This window comes from Hasllibacter sp. MH4015, assembly GCF_020177575.1.
Lineage (GTDB): Bacteria > Pseudomonadota > Alphaproteobacteria > Rhodobacterales > Rhodobacteraceae > Gymnodinialimonas.
On sequence record NZ_JAHTBK010000001.1, the window covers coordinates 1,463,268 to 1,479,425 of the forward strand.

The 16,158-nt window shown below is 63.4% G+C and carries 18 protein-coding genes; 5 read left to right on the forward strand and 13 right to left on the reverse strand.

All coding sequences use genetic code 11. The annotated features are described in order from the left end of the window. Positions 1 to 79 precede the first annotated feature (79 nt). Both KUW62_RS07620 and KUW62_RS07625 read right to left on the reverse strand, forming a co-directional pair. A complete protein-coding gene (locus tag KUW62_RS07620; RefSeq protein WP_224814894.1) occupies positions 80 to 991 on the reverse strand; it encodes a pseudouridine-5'-phosphate glycosidase in 912 nt (303 codons plus the stop codon). Beyond that, the gene (locus KUW62_RS07625; RefSeq protein WP_224814895.1) at positions 988 to 1,875 is read right to left on the reverse strand and encodes a PfkB family carbohydrate kinase; all 888 of its coding nucleotides are present in this window, start codon (positions 1,873 to 1,875) and stop codon (positions 988 to 990) included. The genes KUW62_RS07620 and KUW62_RS07625 overlap by 4 nt, the downstream gene beginning before the upstream one ends. Before the next feature lie 248 nt (positions 1,876 to 2,123). Between KUW62_RS07625 and rpsB the strand changes: the two genes are divergently transcribed. Beyond that, a complete protein-coding gene (gene rpsB / locus KUW62_RS07630; protein WP_224814896.1) occupies positions 2,124 to 2,954 on the forward strand; it encodes a 30S ribosomal protein S2 in 831 nt (276 codons plus the stop codon). A 91-nt stretch (positions 2,955 to 3,045) separates the two neighbouring features. Beyond that, positions 3,046 to 3,921 (forward strand): translation elongation factor Ts, encoded by an 876-nt coding sequence (tsf, locus tag KUW62_RS07635; protein WP_224814897.1) that lies wholly within the window; start codon positions 3,046 to 3,048, stop codon positions 3,919 to 3,921. A 201-nt stretch (positions 3,922 to 4,122) separates the two neighbouring features. On the opposite strand, the gene KUW62_RS07640 is transcribed toward tsf, so the two are convergent. The 6 genes from KUW62_RS07640 to KUW62_RS07665 form a co-directional block, all read right to left on the reverse strand. Continuing rightward, positions 4,123 to 4,503 carry a tetratricopeptide repeat protein gene (locus KUW62_RS07640; RefSeq protein ID WP_224814898.1) on the reverse strand — a complete coding sequence of 127 codons (381 nt, stop codon included), beginning with the start codon at positions 4,501 to 4,503 and terminating at the stop codon, positions 4,123 to 4,125. Beyond that, positions 4,500 to 5,066 carry an RNA polymerase sigma factor gene (locus tag KUW62_RS07645; protein ID WP_224814899.1) on the reverse strand — a complete coding sequence of 189 codons (567 nt, stop codon included), beginning with the start codon at positions 5,064 to 5,066 and terminating at the stop codon, positions 4,500 to 4,502. The genes KUW62_RS07640 and KUW62_RS07645 overlap by 4 nt, the downstream gene beginning before the upstream one ends. Further along, positions 5,063 to 5,431, reverse strand: coding sequence for a hypothetical protein (locus KUW62_RS07650; protein WP_224814900.1), 369 nt, complete (start codon positions 5,429 to 5,431; stop codon positions 5,063 to 5,065). The genes KUW62_RS07645 and KUW62_RS07650 overlap by 4 nt, the downstream gene beginning before the upstream one ends. 491 nt (positions 5,432 to 5,922) lie before the next feature. After that, positions 5,923 to 6,726 carry a LuxR family transcriptional regulator gene (locus tag KUW62_RS07655; RefSeq protein ID WP_224814901.1) on the reverse strand — a complete coding sequence of 268 codons (804 nt, stop codon included), beginning with the start codon at positions 6,724 to 6,726 and terminating at the stop codon, positions 5,923 to 5,925. 24 nt (positions 6,727 to 6,750) lie between these two features. Further along, the gene (gene aroQ, locus KUW62_RS07660) at positions 6,751 to 7,191 is read right to left on the reverse strand and encodes a type II 3-dehydroquinate dehydratase (RefSeq protein WP_224814902.1); all 441 of its coding nucleotides are present in this window, start codon (positions 7,189 to 7,191) and stop codon (positions 6,751 to 6,753) included. Positions 7,192 to 7,256: 65 nt separating this feature from the next. After that, the gene (locus tag KUW62_RS07665; protein WP_224814903.1) at positions 7,257 to 7,655 is read right to left on the reverse strand and encodes a rhodanese-like domain-containing protein; all 399 of its coding nucleotides are present in this window, start codon (positions 7,653 to 7,655) and stop codon (positions 7,257 to 7,259) included. Between the two features lie 125 nt (positions 7,656 to 7,780). On the opposite strand from KUW62_RS07665, the gene KUW62_RS07670 reads away from it, so the two are divergent. The 3 genes from KUW62_RS07670 (at position 7,781) to KUW62_RS07680 (ending at position 11,055) form a co-directional block, all read left to right on the forward strand. Beyond that, a complete protein-coding gene (locus KUW62_RS07670; RefSeq protein WP_224814904.1) occupies positions 7,781 to 9,682 on the forward strand; it encodes a propionyl-CoA synthetase in 1,902 nt (633 codons plus the stop codon). Further along, positions 9,679 to 10,020, forward strand: coding sequence for a RidA family protein (locus KUW62_RS07675; RefSeq protein ID WP_224814905.1), 342 nt, complete (start codon positions 9,679 to 9,681; stop codon positions 10,018 to 10,020). Before KUW62_RS07670 ends, KUW62_RS07675 begins: the two co-directional genes overlap by 4 nt. Positions 10,021 to 10,125: 105 nt before the next feature. Beyond that, positions 10,126 to 11,055, forward strand: coding sequence for an amidohydrolase (locus KUW62_RS07680; RefSeq protein ID WP_224814906.1), 930 nt, complete (start codon positions 10,126 to 10,128; stop codon positions 11,053 to 11,055). On the opposite strand, the gene phoB is transcribed toward KUW62_RS07680, so the two are convergent. From phoB to pstC, 5 genes are read right to left on the reverse strand one after another with little or no spacing between them, the layout of a single operon-like run. Further along, positions 11,047 to 11,733, reverse strand: coding sequence for a phosphate regulon transcriptional regulator PhoB (phoB, locus tag KUW62_RS07685; RefSeq protein WP_224814907.1), 687 nt, complete (start codon positions 11,731 to 11,733; stop codon positions 11,047 to 11,049). The genes KUW62_RS07680 and phoB overlap by 9 nt on opposite strands. Positions 11,734 to 11,735: 2 nt before the next feature. Beyond that, a complete protein-coding gene (phoU, locus tag KUW62_RS07690) occupies positions 11,736 to 12,446 on the reverse strand; it encodes a phosphate signaling complex protein PhoU (protein ID WP_224814908.1) in 711 nt (236 codons plus the stop codon). Between the two features lie 23 nt (positions 12,447 to 12,469). Continuing rightward, positions 12,470 to 13,315, reverse strand: a complete 846-nt coding sequence (gene pstB, locus KUW62_RS07695) for a phosphate ABC transporter ATP-binding protein PstB (protein ID WP_224817069.1) — start codon at positions 13,313 to 13,315, stop codon at positions 12,470 to 12,472. A 25-nt stretch (positions 13,316 to 13,340) separates the two neighbouring features. Beyond that, positions 13,341 to 14,699, reverse strand: a complete 1,359-nt coding sequence (gene pstA, locus KUW62_RS07700) for a phosphate ABC transporter permease PstA (RefSeq protein WP_224814909.1) — start codon at positions 14,697 to 14,699, stop codon at positions 13,341 to 13,343. Further along, positions 14,696 to 16,150, reverse strand: coding sequence for a phosphate ABC transporter permease subunit PstC (gene pstC / locus KUW62_RS07705; protein ID WP_224814910.1), 1,455 nt, complete (start codon positions 16,148 to 16,150; stop codon positions 14,696 to 14,698). The genes pstA and pstC overlap by 4 nt, the downstream gene beginning before the upstream one ends. Between the last annotated feature and the right edge of the window lie 8 nt (positions 16,151 to 16,158).

A 16,158-nucleotide genomic window follows, 5' to 3' on the forward strand; every position in this document is an offset into this window, starting at 1 on the left:
AACTCGGGCGAAGACTGGTCTGACATGTATCTAGGCAGGCGCGTGGGGCGGCACAAGCGTCGGTTCGCGGACAAGCCGTTTACGCCGGTAATGCGCCCGCAATTTGGGCGGCAAGGCGCGCGTTGTTGCGCACCAGCGCGATATTTGCGGTAAGCGTCGCACCTTCCGTCAGCTCGAACAGCCGTTGCAGCAGGAACGGGGTGACGGCCTTGCCGGTGATGCCTTTTTCCTCCGCCTCCGTCTGCGCCCGTGCGATGAGCGGAAGAAGCGTCTCAGCGGGGATCTCCGCCTCCTGAGGAATCGGGTTGGTGACAAGCTGGCCACCCGGCAGGCCAAGGCGCGCCCGCATGCGATGGGCGGCGGCGATCTCGCTGGCCGTGTCGAGGCGTAGGGGAGTGCCCAGGCCGCTGTCCCGGCTCCAGAAGGCGGGGATTGCATCCTGGCGGAAGGTGATGACCGGCACGCCGAGGGTTTCGAGTACTTCAAGCGTCTTGGGAATGTCGAGGATCGCCTTGGGGCCGGCCGCAACGACACTGACGGGTGTCCGGGACAATTCGGTGAGGTCGGCGGAGATGTCAAAGCTCCGCTCCGCGCCCTGATGCACGCCGCCGATACCGCCCGTGGCAAAGACAGCGATGTCGGCAAGGGCGGCACAGATCATTGTCGCGGCCACGGTCGTCGCCCCGATACCGCCCGTGGCAAGGCACACGGCGAGGTCCGCGCGGCTGAGCTTGGCAGCGTTCCGTGTTTGGGCGAGCGTTTCCAGTTCAGTATCGTCCAGCCCGATATGGATCCTGCCTTCCATCACCGCGATGGTCGCGGGCGCCGCCCCGTTGCGGCGGATATCGCCTTCCACCAAGCGCGCGGTCTCGAGGTTCTGGGGATACGGCATGCCGTGGGTAATGATCGTCGATTCTAACGCAACGATCGGGGTGCCCGCGGCGCGGGCGACGGCGATCTCGGCGGAAAAATGGAGGGGCAGGTCGGTCAAAACGGAGTCTCTCCGGACACATATGTGGCGGCGGCGCGCAGGGCGGTGCCAAGCGCGGTTTCGGGGTCTGCGCCGGCATGTTCGGCGCTGATATGGCCCGCCATGAATGTATCCCCGGCCCCCGTGACCCGGGTGACGAGCACTTCGGGTGGTGTGGCGGTCACGATGTGGGTGTCCCAGGCGAAGGCCGCCTCCGCCCCACTATTTGTGACGGAGACGCGGTGGGCGCCGCGCGCGCGCAGGGCAAGGGCCGCTTTCGTGGCGTCGGGCTGTGGCGCCTTCAGCAGTAGCCCCGCCTCCTCAAGATTGACGTAAAGCGTTGCCCGCGTGGCATCGAGGAACGGCAGCAGGCGCAGGGCCTTGCCGGGGGAGGCGGGCGCGACACGCAGATCGGCGGCCGCGAAATGGGTGCGGGTTGCGATATCCGTCAGCAGGCCGACGGTCAGGTTTCCGTCAAGTACGACAATGCCCGGAAACGGATCCGTGCCAAGGGTGCCACGCTCCAACGGGCGCAGGATTTTCGCGCCGGCCGCCTCCAGCGAATGGGCATCGGCGATGGCGGCGATCAGGCCGTTTGCGCCTTCCACGGCCATATAGCGGTCCGTCGGCAGATCGGCCGAGCGATAGATGTGATCGGTGATGAGCCCCAGCGCATCGCAGGCGCGGATCAGCTCCGCCCCTTCCTCGTCCTGACCCACAACCGTCAGAAGCGCGGGTGAAAGGCCGAAACCTTTGAGCGCCATGGCTATATTGAGCGCCACGCCACCCGGTAGGCGCGTGATCCGCCCCGGCACGTCGGAGCCTTCGCGCATTACCGACGGGCTGCGCCCGATGATGTCCCACAGGACCGCGCCGATACACAGGATGTCGGGTGTCTTCGCCATGGCCCTCTCTTGCCTGCCCCGTCCCGCGCCCGCAAGCGTTGCGCGCGGCATCTTGCCCAAAAACCGACACCCATGGCGCGCTAGTCGGGGGCAGGCGTGGCTGGGGGCTTGCATCGTATCGCCATCTCCCCTAATGGACCCCCACTTCTCAGGCGAAGGCGGGCTTCCGGGGCAAATTCCCCGGGTCGGTCCACCGGTTGGAGCAATCCTATCCTTCGCCCTACGCGCAAACCGGAAAGGAATATGGCATGGCGCTTCCCGAATTCTCCATGCGTCAGCTTCTTGAAGCTGGCGTTCACTTTGGCCACCAGACGCAACGCTGGAACCCCCGTATGGGCGAGTTCATCTATGGCGACCGCAACGGTATCCACATCATCGACCTCACGCAGACCCACCCGATGCTGGAGCAGGCGCTTCAGGTCGTGCGCGAAACCGTCGCCAAGGGTGGCCGGATTCTTTTCGTCGGCACCAAGCGCCAGGCGCAGAAGCCCATCGCCGAGGCGGCCGAACGCTGCGCGCAGTATTACATGAACCACCGCTGGCTCGGCGGCACGCTGACCAACTGGAAAACCGTGTCGAACTCCATCTCCCGCCTCAAGGAGATTGATGAGAAGACGGCGGATGGATCCCTCGAAGGTCTGACCAAGAAAGAACGTCTGGGCATGGAGCGGGACCAGACCAAGCTGCAGGCGTCGCTTGGCGGTATCCGCGAAATGGGTGGCCTGCCTGACCTGATCTTCGTGATCGACGTCAACAAAGAAGACCTGGCGATTGCCGAAGCCAAGAAGCTGGGTATTCCGGTCGTGGCCGTGGTCGACACCAATTGCTCGCCCGATGGTGTGGATTACATCATCCCCGGCAATGACGACGCGGCGCGCGCGATTGCGCTCTACTGCGATCTGATCTCCCGCGCGGCGCTCGATGGTATGACCACGCAGATGGAGACCGCCGGTGTCGATCTGGGTGCGCTTGAGGAAGGGTCCGTCGAGGAGGCGCTGAGCGAAGAAGCGCCCGCCGCCGAGGCTGCAGCCGACGCGCCGGCCGAAGAGGCCCCCGCCGAGACGCCCGCCGAAAGCTGAGGCCCACGCGTCACAGGAACTGACATGAGGATCGGGGGGAACCGTAAGAAGCGTCCCCCGATCCGATATTCCCCATTTCAGGAGACATGACATGGCAATCACCGCAAGCATGGTGAAAGAACTGCGCGACTCGACCGGCGCAGGCATGATGGACGCCAAGAAGGCGCTGACCGAGACCGATGGCGACATGGACGCCGCCGTTGACTGGCTGCGCACCAAGGGTCTGGCGAAAGCCGCCAAGAAATCCGGCCGCACCGCCGCAGAGGGCCTTGTGGCCGTCACCGTGGATGGGTCTACGGGCGTGGCCGTCGAAGTGAATTCCGAGACCGATTTCGTCGGCAAGAACGCGGAATTCCAGCAGATGGTGGCTGGCATCGCCAAAGCCGCCGTCACCGCCGACGATCTCGATGCGCTTCTGGCCGCCGATATGGGTGGCAAATCCGTCGCTGATACCGTGACCGACAAGATCGCCACGATCGGTGAGAACATGGGCGTGCGCCGCATGGCGAAGCTGGAGGGCGAAAACGTCGTCTCCTACGTCCACAACGCGGCCGCAGAAGGAATGGGAAAGATCGGCGTTCTCGTCGCTTACACGGGCGGCGATGCGGGTTTCGCCAAGCAGGTCGCGATGCATGTCGCCGCCGTGAACCCGGCTTCGCTGAGCGAGGATGATCTGGACCCCGCCGTGGTCGAGAAGGAAAAGCAGGTCCAGATGGACATCGCGCGCGAAAGCGGCAAGCCGGAGCAGGTCATCGAGAAGATGATCGTGGGCCGGATGAAGAAGTACATGGCCGAAGTGACGCTGGTGAACCAATCCTTCGTCGTGAACCCCGATCTGACCGTGGGCGACGCGGCGAAAGAGGCGGGCGCCGAGATCACCGGCTTTGTCCGCCTTGAAGTGGGTGAAGGCATCGAAGTGGTGAAGGAAGACTTCGCCGCGGAGGTCGCAAAAGCCGCACAGGGATAAGGGTCCAATCGGGCCGCAAAGGACACGCAAAGAACGGACCGTTTCTGTCGAGGGACAGCGAAGACGGGGCAGGGGAGTGATCCTCTGCCCCGGTTTGTTCGTGACGTCAGTGCCGCCTTGAGCGGGCGAAAGCGAGCATGATTACAACCATTAAGGGATTTTTATAGGTTGTAATACGCCCACGGCGCTGCGCGTCACGGATCAGCTGTTTTCGTCGAGGATCGCCTGAAGCTCCGCCAGGGCCGCATCGGCCTGGCCGGTATCGCGGTAAAGGTCGCGCAGCTTGAAGCGGATGATGTTGCGCGCCGGCTGATCGTCGGGATATTGCGCCAGCGCCGATTGCAGGATCGGGATGGCTGCGGCTTCTTCACCGCGTTCCTCGAAAATCTCCACGATGCCTTCCACGGCAAGGAAGACCGTCGCCTCCTGCTCGGTCGCGAAGCCCACGAATTGCTCGGCGATATCCATGTAGCTCTGGAACAGTTCGATCCCGGCCATCTCGGCGTCTTGCGCCTGGGCGGTGTAGACGGGGGCCAGCGTCGCGGTGACGCTCAGCAGGCCTGCAGCGATAAGGGTTTTCATGTCAGTTTCTCCTGTTTCATTGGGGAGGTGGCTTGGTTCTTGAGGGTTCGGGTGGCCCGGTGCAGGTGGGCCTTCACGGTGCCTTGGCGGCATCCGAGAATCTCGGCGGTCTCGGCGGTGTCGAAACCTTCGAAGTATCGCAAAACCACGACTTCGCGTTGGCGCAGGGGCAGGGCGGCAAGGGCGCGCCCGAGATCCCGAAGCCGGTCAAGGCGGGTGGGATCGGCCGTCGGGTCGGCGATGGTCGCCAGCACATCGTGCGCCTGCGCATCGCCCCAGACCCGGCGCCGCTTGCGGGCCTGTTCGCGGGCGGAATTGATCGCGACGCGGTAGAGCCATGTCGTCAACCGGGCACGGGGATCGGCGCGCATCCGGCCGTCATGGATGCGCAGGAACACCTCTTGCACGACATCGTCGGCGGCGGCGTCTTCGCCCAAGATGCCCCACGCCACGCGAAACACGTAGTGCCGATGCCGCTCATAGAGCAGCGTGAGCGCCGCGGGATCGCGCGCGGCCCGGGCAAGAAGCGCCCAATCCTCCGCGTGCTGGTCCACGCGGTTCATCCGTTCGATCCGCCGGGCCGCTCGGGCAACGCGAAGCTGAGCGTCGGGCGTGTGACATCCAGGACCGGACGTTGCGCGCTTGCGATATCAGGCCGCACGATCGGTACATCGGGCAGCGCGCTGCGCGACGCGATGGTCGACGGCATCGCACGTTCCGGCAATTGCGCGGACTGCCATGCGATGACGCCCGTAATGCCGATCGCGAGGGCGACGGACGCCGCGATTGCAATCGGCACAACCTTTCTACGGCGCGGCTCAGGCCGTTCGATGCGTAGGGGGGGCGCGTGGCGCAGGGCGTGATAGTCTGCCTTCGCTTGCCCAAACACTTGATCCAGCGCAGCGATGTCATCGTCCGTGTCATGCATGATCTGCCCTTTCCATGTCTATTGATGACATGGGCCACCGGTTCGGTTTACCGGCGTGCGTAATTTTTTCTCTCGGTCGGGGGCAGGGCATTGGAGCGGGCCAAAGAAAAACGGCGTTGCCAAGGGACAGGGCAACGCCGTTCTCTTGCATGTCCGGCGCGAGGGACAAGGGACAGAAAGGCGCCGGACCGAAAGCACAAGCGGGGGACAGCCGCCGGTGCCTATGTCGTCGGCGGCGTCGGGGAGGGAGGGACCCGGGCCACCGTTTCCCTGAAGCGGAACCGTGGCGCTGAGAAATACGCACCACCCGCTTCAGGCCCCGAGGGCGCGGCCCCCGGGTGGGTCCGGAGGCGGGAAAAAGCCGCTCCGAAACCCGATGTTCCTGGCTGTAATTGCCATCACTCACGGAACACGCTCCTTTTGCGATATTCCGGAAGATGGCGATAGATGAGGGAATCCTTACCCCTAGATTTCGAGACGCTTAACCGTCGTCAGCGGCGGTCGCCCACGGCCCCGGTCAGGTGTGGCAGACGCGCGGTCTTGTCGTCCTTGTCGTCGAGGCGGAAGATTTGGTTGAGGATGGAGGCCTTGCGCACTGCCTGGGCCGTCGTCTCCACTCCCAAAGCGTCGCGCGCGCCGCGCAGGTGCTTTTCCACGGTTGCGACGTTGCGTTCCAGCAATAGCGCGATGTCGGCCATGGTCTTGCCGTCGGCCACAAGTTCCAGCACCTCGGATTGGCGCGGGGTCAGCAGCTTGCGCTGGCCGGTGGCGGGCAATTGCAAGATGCAAAGATGCGCGACATGGCAGATGGTTTCGATGTCTTCGCCATGCTGTTCCCAGATCGCGTCGGCCTCATCCTGGCCCATGCCTTTCTTGACGGCCATGCCGATGCCCGCATTGGCGTTCTTGATCGCCATGGGAAAGCTGATGGTGTAGCCCGCCGTGATCCCGTGCTTCTCGTTCAGGCCGCGCATCGCAAGCTCCCCCTGCGAGGGTTCTTCGTGCGCCATGGCCATGTAGACATCCCGCCACGACGCGGCCCCGGTGTTGGAGATCGCCCACCGCATCATCACGCCGTTGCGGAACATGCCGCCGTCCACATAGGCCTCCACGTAATCCGTGGGCATGTTGGTCAGCAGCAGGGCATCCTCGGGATTGTCGTAAAGACCCGCACCGCGAAAGGCGTTGAAGCCATAAAAGACACGGTCAAAGCCGTATCCGGCCAAAACCTTGGTGTGGTGGGACCAGAGATCTTCCACCGTGGTCATTTCGAGATAGGGACGTAGGCGTTTCATAAGGGGGGTCCTCGCCAATCGTGTTTATGATTTTGGGTTCAAATGTCCGTGGAGCGCGCGCAGGGCGAGCGGATAGCCCGCGGTGCCGAAGCCAAGAATGACGCCGACACAGGCGCTCGCGATCATCGAATGATGGCGGAAGGCCTCGCGTGCGTGGGTGTTGGAGATATGGAGTTCGACTGTCGGTAATTGTGTGGCCTCGATCGCATCGTGAAGCGCGATGGATGTGTGGGTATAGGCGCCCGCGTTCAGGACGACGCCGTCATGGGTCTGGCGCGCCCCATGCAGGGCGTCGACCAATCCGCCCTCGTGGTTGGATTGGGCGAAGGTCAGCTCCACCCCCAGCTCCGCCGCCGTGGCATGGCACGCGGCCTCCACCTCCGCCAGGGTGGTGGAGCCATAGATTTCGGGCGCGCGCTCTCCCAACAGGTTGAGGTTCGGCCCATTGAGCACCAGGTATTTCATGCGTCATTGTCCCTTTGGCGCCACCCTATATTCAACAATGGGTTAACGTCGAGTCGTGCGGGCGTTCAATCCCGCGGTTCCGGCATCTGAACCGGCCCGCCCTTGGCTGCCCATGGCGAAAACCCCTCCCGCAGATGCGCGGCGGCAAAGCCCATATCCTGCAAGGTCGCGACCGTCAGGGCCGAGCGCCAACCCGATGCACAGTGGAAGACATAACGTTTGCCCTCCTGCGCGAAGACGGGCTTGTGATAGGGGCTGTCGGGATCGACCCAGAATTCCACCATGCCCCGCGGCGCGTGGACCGAGCCGGGAATGAAGCCGCGATTACGTTCGCGGATGTCACGGATATCGACGACGACCAGATCGGGGTCATCCAATTGCGCGATCAGATCGGTGATCTCCACCTCCTCGATCCGCGCGCGGGCGTCTGCCACCATCTCGGCGGCTGTCTTCTTCAATGGCATGTCATACCCCAATCGTCGCAGATAGCGTTAACGCACATTGACCGCGACCAAGGCCCGCCGCAACCTGACCCACGGAAGGATCGGGCCGCAATGCGGGTGGTCCGCTGCAATGGATTGAGACGGCAATGACCTATAAAGACACCTATGCGGCCTGGGCCGCTGACCCGGCCGAATTCTGGGCCGAGGCCGCGACCGGCATCGACTGGATCAAGGCCCCTGATGTCACCTTCGACGCCGATCAGGGCATCTACGGGCGCTGGTTCCCGGACGGGGTCTGCAACACCTGCCACAACGCGGTCGATCGCCATGTGGCGGCGGGCAACGGCGACCGCTTGGCGTTGATCTATGACAGCCCGGTGACGGGGCAGGTGCGCAAGATCACCTATGCGGACCTGCAAGATGAGGTCGCTGCCCTAGGCGCAGTGTTGCAGGATCACGGCGTGGGGCAGGGGGACCGCGTTATCGTCTACATGCCCATGGTGGCGGAAGCGGTCATCGCGATGCTGGCCTGCGCGCGGATCGGCGCGGTGCATTCGGTGGTTTTCGGCGGGTTCGCGGCGCCCGAGCTTGCCACGCGGATCGACGATGCCGGTGCGAAGGCCGTGATCACGGCATCGTGCGGGATCGAGCCCGGGCGCATCATCAACTACATGACCCTCCTCAACGACGCCATTGACATCGCTCAGGTCAAGCCGGATTTCTGCGTCGTTCTGCAACGGGACACACAGCCCTGTGATCTGACCGAAGGGCGCGACGTGGATTGGGCCGAGGCTGTCGCGGACGCAAAAGCAAGGGGTCGGAGGGCCGATTGCGTTTCGGTCAAGGCAACCGATCCGGCCTATATCCTCTATACGTCCGGCACGACCGGCCAGCCCAAGGGCGTGGTGCGCGATACCGGCGGGCACATGGTGGCGCTGCACTGGAGCATGGAGCACATCTACGGCGCTAAACCGGGGGAGGTTTTCTGGGCCGCGTCCGATGTCGGCTGGGTCGTGGGGCATTCCTATATCTGTTACGCGCCGCTTCTGGCGGGCTGCACAACGCTTGTCTACGAGGGCAAACCGGTCGGCACGCCCGATGCAGGGGCGTTCTGGCGGGTGATGGCCGATCACGATGTGAGCATCCTGTTCACTGCACCCACGGCGTTCCGGGCGATCCGTGGCCAAGATCCCAAGGGCGAGCTGATCGGGCAATACGACCTGTCAACGTTTCGCACCCTGTTTCTTGCCGGCGAACGCTCCGATCCCGCGACCCTGCAATGGGCAGAGGAGCAGTTGGGCGTGCCCGTCATCGACCATTGGTGGCAGACGGAGACGGGATGGGCGATTTCCGCAATCCCTATGGGGATCGAGGCGCTGCCGGTGAAGCATGGTTCGCCCGGCGTCCCGATGCCGGGATATGACGTTCAGGTGCTCGACGATGCAGGACAGGCCGTGCCACGCGGAACCCTGGGCAACATCGTGGTGAAACTTCCGCTGCCACCAAGCTGTCTGCCGACATTGTGGAACGCGGAGGAGCGGTTCCAAGCCAGCTATCTCAACGATTTTCCCGGGTATTACGCCACATCCGACGCCGGGATTCTGGACGAAGACGGCTACCTGCACATCATGGCGCGCACCGATGACATCATAAACGTCGCGGGCCACAGGCTCAGCACCGGCGCGATGGAAGAGGTTCTGGCCCACCACGACGCGGTGGCGGAATGCGCGGTGATCGGCAAGGCTGACGCGCTGAAGGGCCAGACGCCGCTGGGGTTTTTCGTGCTGAAATCCGGTGTGGACTTGGCGGAGGACGAGATCGTTCGCGACCTCGTGGCGCTGGTCCGCGAGGAAATCGGCGCGGTGGCGGCCTTCAAGACGGCCGTGGCGGTCAAACGGCTGCCCAAGACGCGGTCGGGCAAGGTGCTCCGTGGCACGATGCAGAAGATCGCGGATGCGGAAAGCTACAAGATGCCCGCGGCCATTGATGACCCGGCGATCTTGGACGAGATTACAGAAACGCTGAACGCGAAGGGATTGATCGGATGATCGAGCGGATGGAAACCGGCGCGCGGATGTCGAAGATCGTAAAGCATAATGGCGTGGTTTATCTGTCCGGTCAGGTGGGCGAGGGCGCGGACGTCACGGAACAGACAGAGGAATGTCTGCGCCGGGTCGATGCGCTGTTGCAGCAAGCCGGTTCGTCGCGGGCGCATCTGTTGCAGGTCACGATCTGGCTGGCTGACATGGCAGACTTCGCCGCGATGAACGCGGTCTGGGATGCGTGGGTGCCGGACGGCCATGCACCGGCACGGGCCTGTGGTGAGGCAAAGCTGGCGCGCGACGTGTTGAAGGTGGAAATAATCGTGACGGCAGCGCTCAAATGAGCCGTGCACGCGTGCACATCACGCTAAACACTTGATCTTACGGTATATCACACAAGTGCGTATATTTAACATAATCATGATTACTGGCCAACTGGATATCGTGTAATGGCGTTGAAAGATCTCCTCCCCCACGGCTATATCGACGCGCATCACCATGTCTGGGCGCCGGAAAGTCGCGGTGACGAAATCGGATACGGCTGGTTGCGCGATGTCGGTGCAATGAAACCGTTCGGCGACCCGACACCGATCCAGCGCGATTACCTGATGGACGAATTCCTGGCCGAGGCCGCGCTTGCGCCCCGTGCCTCCGTCCACGTCCAGACCGATGGCGCGCTGCCGGACCCCGTCGCGGAGACGCGCTTCGTGCAGGATCAGGCCGATGCGGCGGATCACGCGGTAAAGATCGTGGCGCTCGTCGACCTGAGCGCCGATGATCTGACCCAGACGCTTTCCCGCCACGCAGAAAGCAAGGATTTTTGCGGCGTACGTCAGATCGTGGCGCGGCTCGATCAAAGGCCGGATTTGTCATTCGCGCCAAGGGATTACCTGACGGAGCGAAGGTGGATTGACGGCCTTAAGGTTCTGGAGGATCGCGGGCTGAGCTTCGATTTTCAGATGTATCCAGAACAGGCGGAGGCGGCGTTGGAGGCGCTGTCCGACACCCCTGCCCTGACCGTCGTCATCGACCACGCGCTTTGCCCGTATGACCCGCGGGCGGAGGGCTACGAACTCTGGTCGGACGCGGTGCGACTGATGGCGGAGCGGCCCGGTACGTTCATCAAGCTCAGCGGTTGGGGCATGTACGATGCCGTTTGGGGACGCTACGGCAGCGAGGCAATTGGCCCGTATATCGACGATATTCTTGCGACTTTCGGAGCCGATCGCGTGATGTGGGGAAGCAATTATCCGGTCGAAAAGCTGGCCACGCCCTATGAGACTTGCGTGGAGACGATTGCCCGCCATGTTCCCGACGTAGATCGTGAGAGCGTATTTATCCGTTCTGCGGCAAGGGCTTACGGATTGAAGTTAACCTAGGGAATAGCCCGCACCGCGTACTGTGCGGATGGGGTCACCCGCCTCCCCGGCCTTGAGCGCCTTGCGCAGGCGGCCGACATGGACATCCACGGTGCGGCTGTCGACATAAATCTCCCGCCCCCAGACGCGGTCGAGCAATTGTTCGCGCGACCAGACGCGGCCGGGGCGTTCCATCATCGCGGTCAGCAGGCGAAATTCCGTGGGGCCGAGCGACAAGGGTTCGCCCGCCCGAAAGACGCGATGCTCCGTCAGATCCACCATTATGTCTTCGTATTCCAACCGCTCGCCCACTGTGGCCGGGCGCACGCGGCGCAGTTGGGTCCGCAGGCGGGCAAGCAATTCGGCGACAGAATAGGGCTTGGTGATGTAATCATCGGCCCCCGTTTCCAGCCCCCGGACCTTGTCCGTTTCCTCCGACCGGGCCGACAGCATGATGATCGGGATACGCGCGGTGTCGCCGGACATCTTGAGCTGGCGGCACACCTCGATCCCCGAGACATGGGGCAGCATCCAATCCAGCACGATCACGTCGGGGGGCGTTTCGCGCACGGCGATCAACGCCTCGTCGCCCGCCGAAGCGGTCTGCACGTCGAAGCCTTCGGCCTTGATGTTATAGGCCAGAACCTCACGCTGTGCGGGTTCATCTTCCACCACCAGAACGACGGGTTCGCCAGCCATGCTCACGCCTCTTGCACGTAGGGGGTCTTGTCTTCCTTGGGGCGATCCTCATCCGGCATCTCACCGGTCACGAGGTAGATGACCTGTTCGGCGACCGAGGTGACGTGGTCGCCCATGCGTTCGATGTTCTTGGCCATGAAATGCAGGTGCATGCACGGTGTGATGTGGCGCGGATCTTCCATCATGTGGGTGAGGTATTCACGGAACAGCGCGGAATACATCTGGTCCACCTCCAGGTCACGCTGGCGCACATCCTCGGCCAGTTCAGCGTCGTGCTGGATATAGGCGTCGAGCACGTCCTTGAGCATCAGTTCGACCTGCCGCGCCATGCGCCTGAGCGATGCGGTGGAGCCTTCGACGGGCGGCAATTCAATGACAGACTGGCTGCGCTTGGCGATGTTCTTGGCGTAATCCCCGATGCGTTCGAGATTGGCGGAAACCCGAAACACGGACAAAACGGTTCGCAGATCGCTTGCCGTGGGCGCACGAAGCGCGATGATGCGTGCCGCTTCCTCGTTCACCTGTTCCTCCAGCGCGTCGATGGCCTTGTCGGCCTTGCGCACGGCCTGGGCCAGTTCGATGTCGCGGGTTTCCAACGCCTCGGCGGATTTGGCAATCGCCTCTTCCACGAGGCCGCCCATGCGCATGATCTTGGCCTGGATGCCCTCCAGGTCGCGGTCAAAGCCGCTGACGATATGTTCTGAATTCGGCATTGGTCTGCCCTGCCCTTGAGGATTCAGCCGATACGGCCGGTGATGTAGCTTTCCGTGCGGGGATCGCTTGGATTGGTGAATATCTTGTCGGTGTCGTCGAATTCCACGAGGTTGCCGAGGTGGAAGAACGCCGTCTTCTGGGAAACGCGTGCGGCCTGCTGCATGGAATGGGTGACGATGACGACGGAATACCGCGAACGCAGGTCGTCGATAAGCTCCTCCACCTGCGCCGTGGCGATGGGATCGAGGGCTGAGCACGGCTCATCCATCAAGAGCACTTCCGGAGACGTTGCGACGGCGCGCGCGATGCACAGGCGCTGCTGCTGGCCGCCCGACAGGCCGGTGCCGGGCGCTTGCAGGCGGTCCTTCACCTCGTCCCAGATGGCCGCCCGGCGCAGGGAGCGTTCAACGATCTCCTCCAGGTCGGCCTTATTGCGCGACAGACCGTGGATGCGGGGGCCGTAGGCGACGTTGTCGAAAATGGATTTCGGGAAGGGGTTGGGCTTTTGGAAGACCATGCCGACCTTGGCGCGCAGCTGCACCGGGTCAACGGCGGGGTCGTAGATGTCTTCACCCTCCAGCAGCACGTCGCCCGTGACCTTGCAGCCATCAATGGTGTCGTTCATCCGGTTGAGCGCGCGCAGGAACGTGGATTTGCCGCAGCCCGAAGGGCCGATGAAGGCCGTGACGGTCTTGTCGGCGATATCCACATCCACGGCTTTGATCGCGTGGGTGACGGATTTGTCCTCGGCCATATCGGCCGCACTGCGCGTGCCGCCCCCTGCCCCGTAAAACACGTCCACGTTGCGGGCCTGCATCTTCAATTCACTCACGCCAACCCCCTGGTCGATCTGGGTCATGTCGTTCATCGCTGCATCCTCCATCGGGGTCATCCTACCACCGTCTCTCGAACCGGCGGCGCAGCAAGATGGCCAGAAGGTTCATAAATACCAAGAAAATCAACAGCACGATGATCGCCCCGGAGGCGCGTTCCACAAAGGCAGGGTCGGAGCGCTGTGTCCAGCTATAGACCTGCACCGGCAAGGCGGTGGCCCCGTCGCCCATCAGGGGGAAGCTGTTGGAATGGCCCGACAGGAACTCGGGATATTCGCGCACGAAGGCGACCATGCCGATCAACAGAAGCGGCGCGGTTTCGCCAAGGGCCTGGGCGAGACCGATGATCGTGCCGGTCAGGATGCCGGGCATGGCAAGCGGCAGGACGTGGTGAAAAATCGACTGCATCTTCGACGCGCCCAGGCCAAGCGCCGCCTGCCGGATCGATGGCGGCACGGCGCGGAGGGAAGCGCGCGTGGCGATGATGATCGTGGGCAGCGTCATCAGCGTCAGGACCAGCCCGCCCACGAGCGGCGACGATTGGTTGAACTCCATGAAGTTGATGAAGACCGCGAGGCCGAGAATGCCAAAAACGATGGACGGCACGGCGGCAAGGTTGGAGATATTCACTTCTATCAAGTCCGTGAGGCGGTTTTTCGGGGCGAATTCCTCCAGGTAGATCGAGGCCGACACGCCAATGGGCAGGGCCAGCGTAAGCACCACGATCATCATGTAGAGCGAGCCCATGATCGCCACGCCCAGACCAGCGGCTTCGGGCCGCTGTCCGGAGGCATCGGGGAAGGTGATGAAATTCCAGTTGAAGCGTGTCGTGATGATCCCGGCCTCGGCCAGCGTCTGGGCCAGCATCAATTGCTCGGGCGTGACGTTGCTGTCGCGTTCCGCCGTTTCCAGGGTCACGCGGCCCTTGAAGAAGCCGTCGATGCGTCCACCGGCAAGGATGTCCACTTCGATGGTCTCTCCCACCAGGTCGGGGTTGGCCAGCACCATCGCGCGGACCTGCGCGGGCGCTTCCTCGGAGATCATAGCGGCCAGTTCGCGGGCGCCCAGATCGTGTTCGATGCCTTGCTCGGCCAGATGTTCCTGAAACGCCATCGCCAGGATCGGCAGGTAGCCGAAGGTCGTGACGGAGGCCATCTCCTCGGGATTGCGGTTGCCCTGGGGGTCCACACGCTCGGCCGTCAGGGTCACGGGGTAGCTGACATAGGTTTGCCGGAAGGAGCTGAGGCCATTGCCGAGGATCGAGACCAGCAAGACGATCAGAGCGAGAAGACCCACGCCCACGGCGGCCGTGCCATAGGCGCGGAACCGGGCCTCCGCCCGATTGCGGCGCTTGGTGCGGGCATCCTGCGCCAGAAGCGAGCGTTTGGGCGTGGCGGGTGCGGCGGTGATGTCGCTCATTCGTACTGCTCCCGGTATTTGCGGACGATGGCGAGCGCCAGGATGTTAAGACCCAGCGTGATGACGAAAAGCGTCAGGCCAAGGGCGAAGGCGACGAGGGCTTCGGGGGAGGAGAAGTCGGTGTCGCCGGTCAACTGGCCCACGATCTTCACGGTCACGGTGGTCATCGCTTCGAATGGATTGAGGTCGAGCCGTGCCGCCGCCCCTGCCCCAAGCACGACGATCATCGTTTCGCCGATGGCGCGCGAGGCGGCCAGCAGGATCGCACCGACGATGCCGGGCAAGGCGGCCGGCAGCACAACCTGCTTCACGGTTTCCGATTGCGTCGCCCCAAGCCCGTAGGAGCCGTCGCGCAGCGATTGGGGCACCGCGTTGATGATGTCGTCGGAGAGGGAGGAGACGAACGGGATCAGCATGATGCCCATCACGATCCCAGCTGTCATCACCGAAGACGAAGAATTGCCCAGACCGAGGGGCTGCGCGAAGTAATCCCGCAAGAGCGGACCCACCGTAATCAGCGCAAAAAGGCCGTAGACGATGGTGGGAATGCCCGCCAGCACCTCGATCAGCGGCTTGGCGACGTTGCGCACGCGGCGCGAGGCGTATTCGGCCATGAAGATCGCGGCGAACAGGCCGATCGGCACGGCCACGAGAAGCGCGATGAAGGAGATGTAGAGCGTCCCCCACAGAAGCGGGATCAAGCCAAGTTCGGAATTGCCCTCAAAGGAGGGTCGCCATTCGAGGCCGAAGAAGAAATCCTGCCATGGATAGAGCTGGAAGAAGTTCCGCGTATCCCAGAGCATCGACAGAACGATGCCCACCGTCGTCAGGATCGCGATGGTGGAGGCGATGAGAAGCACGCCGAGGATGGCGTATTCCACCCGGTTGCGCGCGCGTAAATCCTTGTGGGTGCGGATATAGGCATAGCCAAGGCCCGCAAGCGCCAGGGCGAAGACCGCGACCAGCATCGTGGTGCGGCCCGTGGCCGACATCTCCCGCAGGCGTTGGGCGGCGGTCAGGATCTCCGGCTCCACATCGGCACCGAGGGCCACGCCGACCTCAGCCAATCTGTCGCGGATAGCACCATCACCGGATTGCAGGGCCAGTGCCTCCGCCTCCGAGAACGCGCCGCGGTCGATTGCGGTGTCGATCCCGTCCGCCAGGCGGCGCACCTCCGTCATCAGGAGGCTGCGGGAGCCGCTCTCCTCCACCAGCGTATCCGGAAGGGTCCCGGTCACGGCGCGGTCGATGGCGATAGGTTGGACCACCAGCCAGACCAGAAGCACCAGAAGCGCGGGCACCAGGGTCAAGAGCGTGACGTTCAGCCCGTAATAATTCGGCAAGGAATGCAGCAGCCGCGCATCGCCATTGGCGCTTGCGACGGCCCGCTGACGTCCCAGAACATAGCCGAGGGCACCGAGAAACAGGAGGGCTGCGAGGATCCAGATCATGTTTTCGG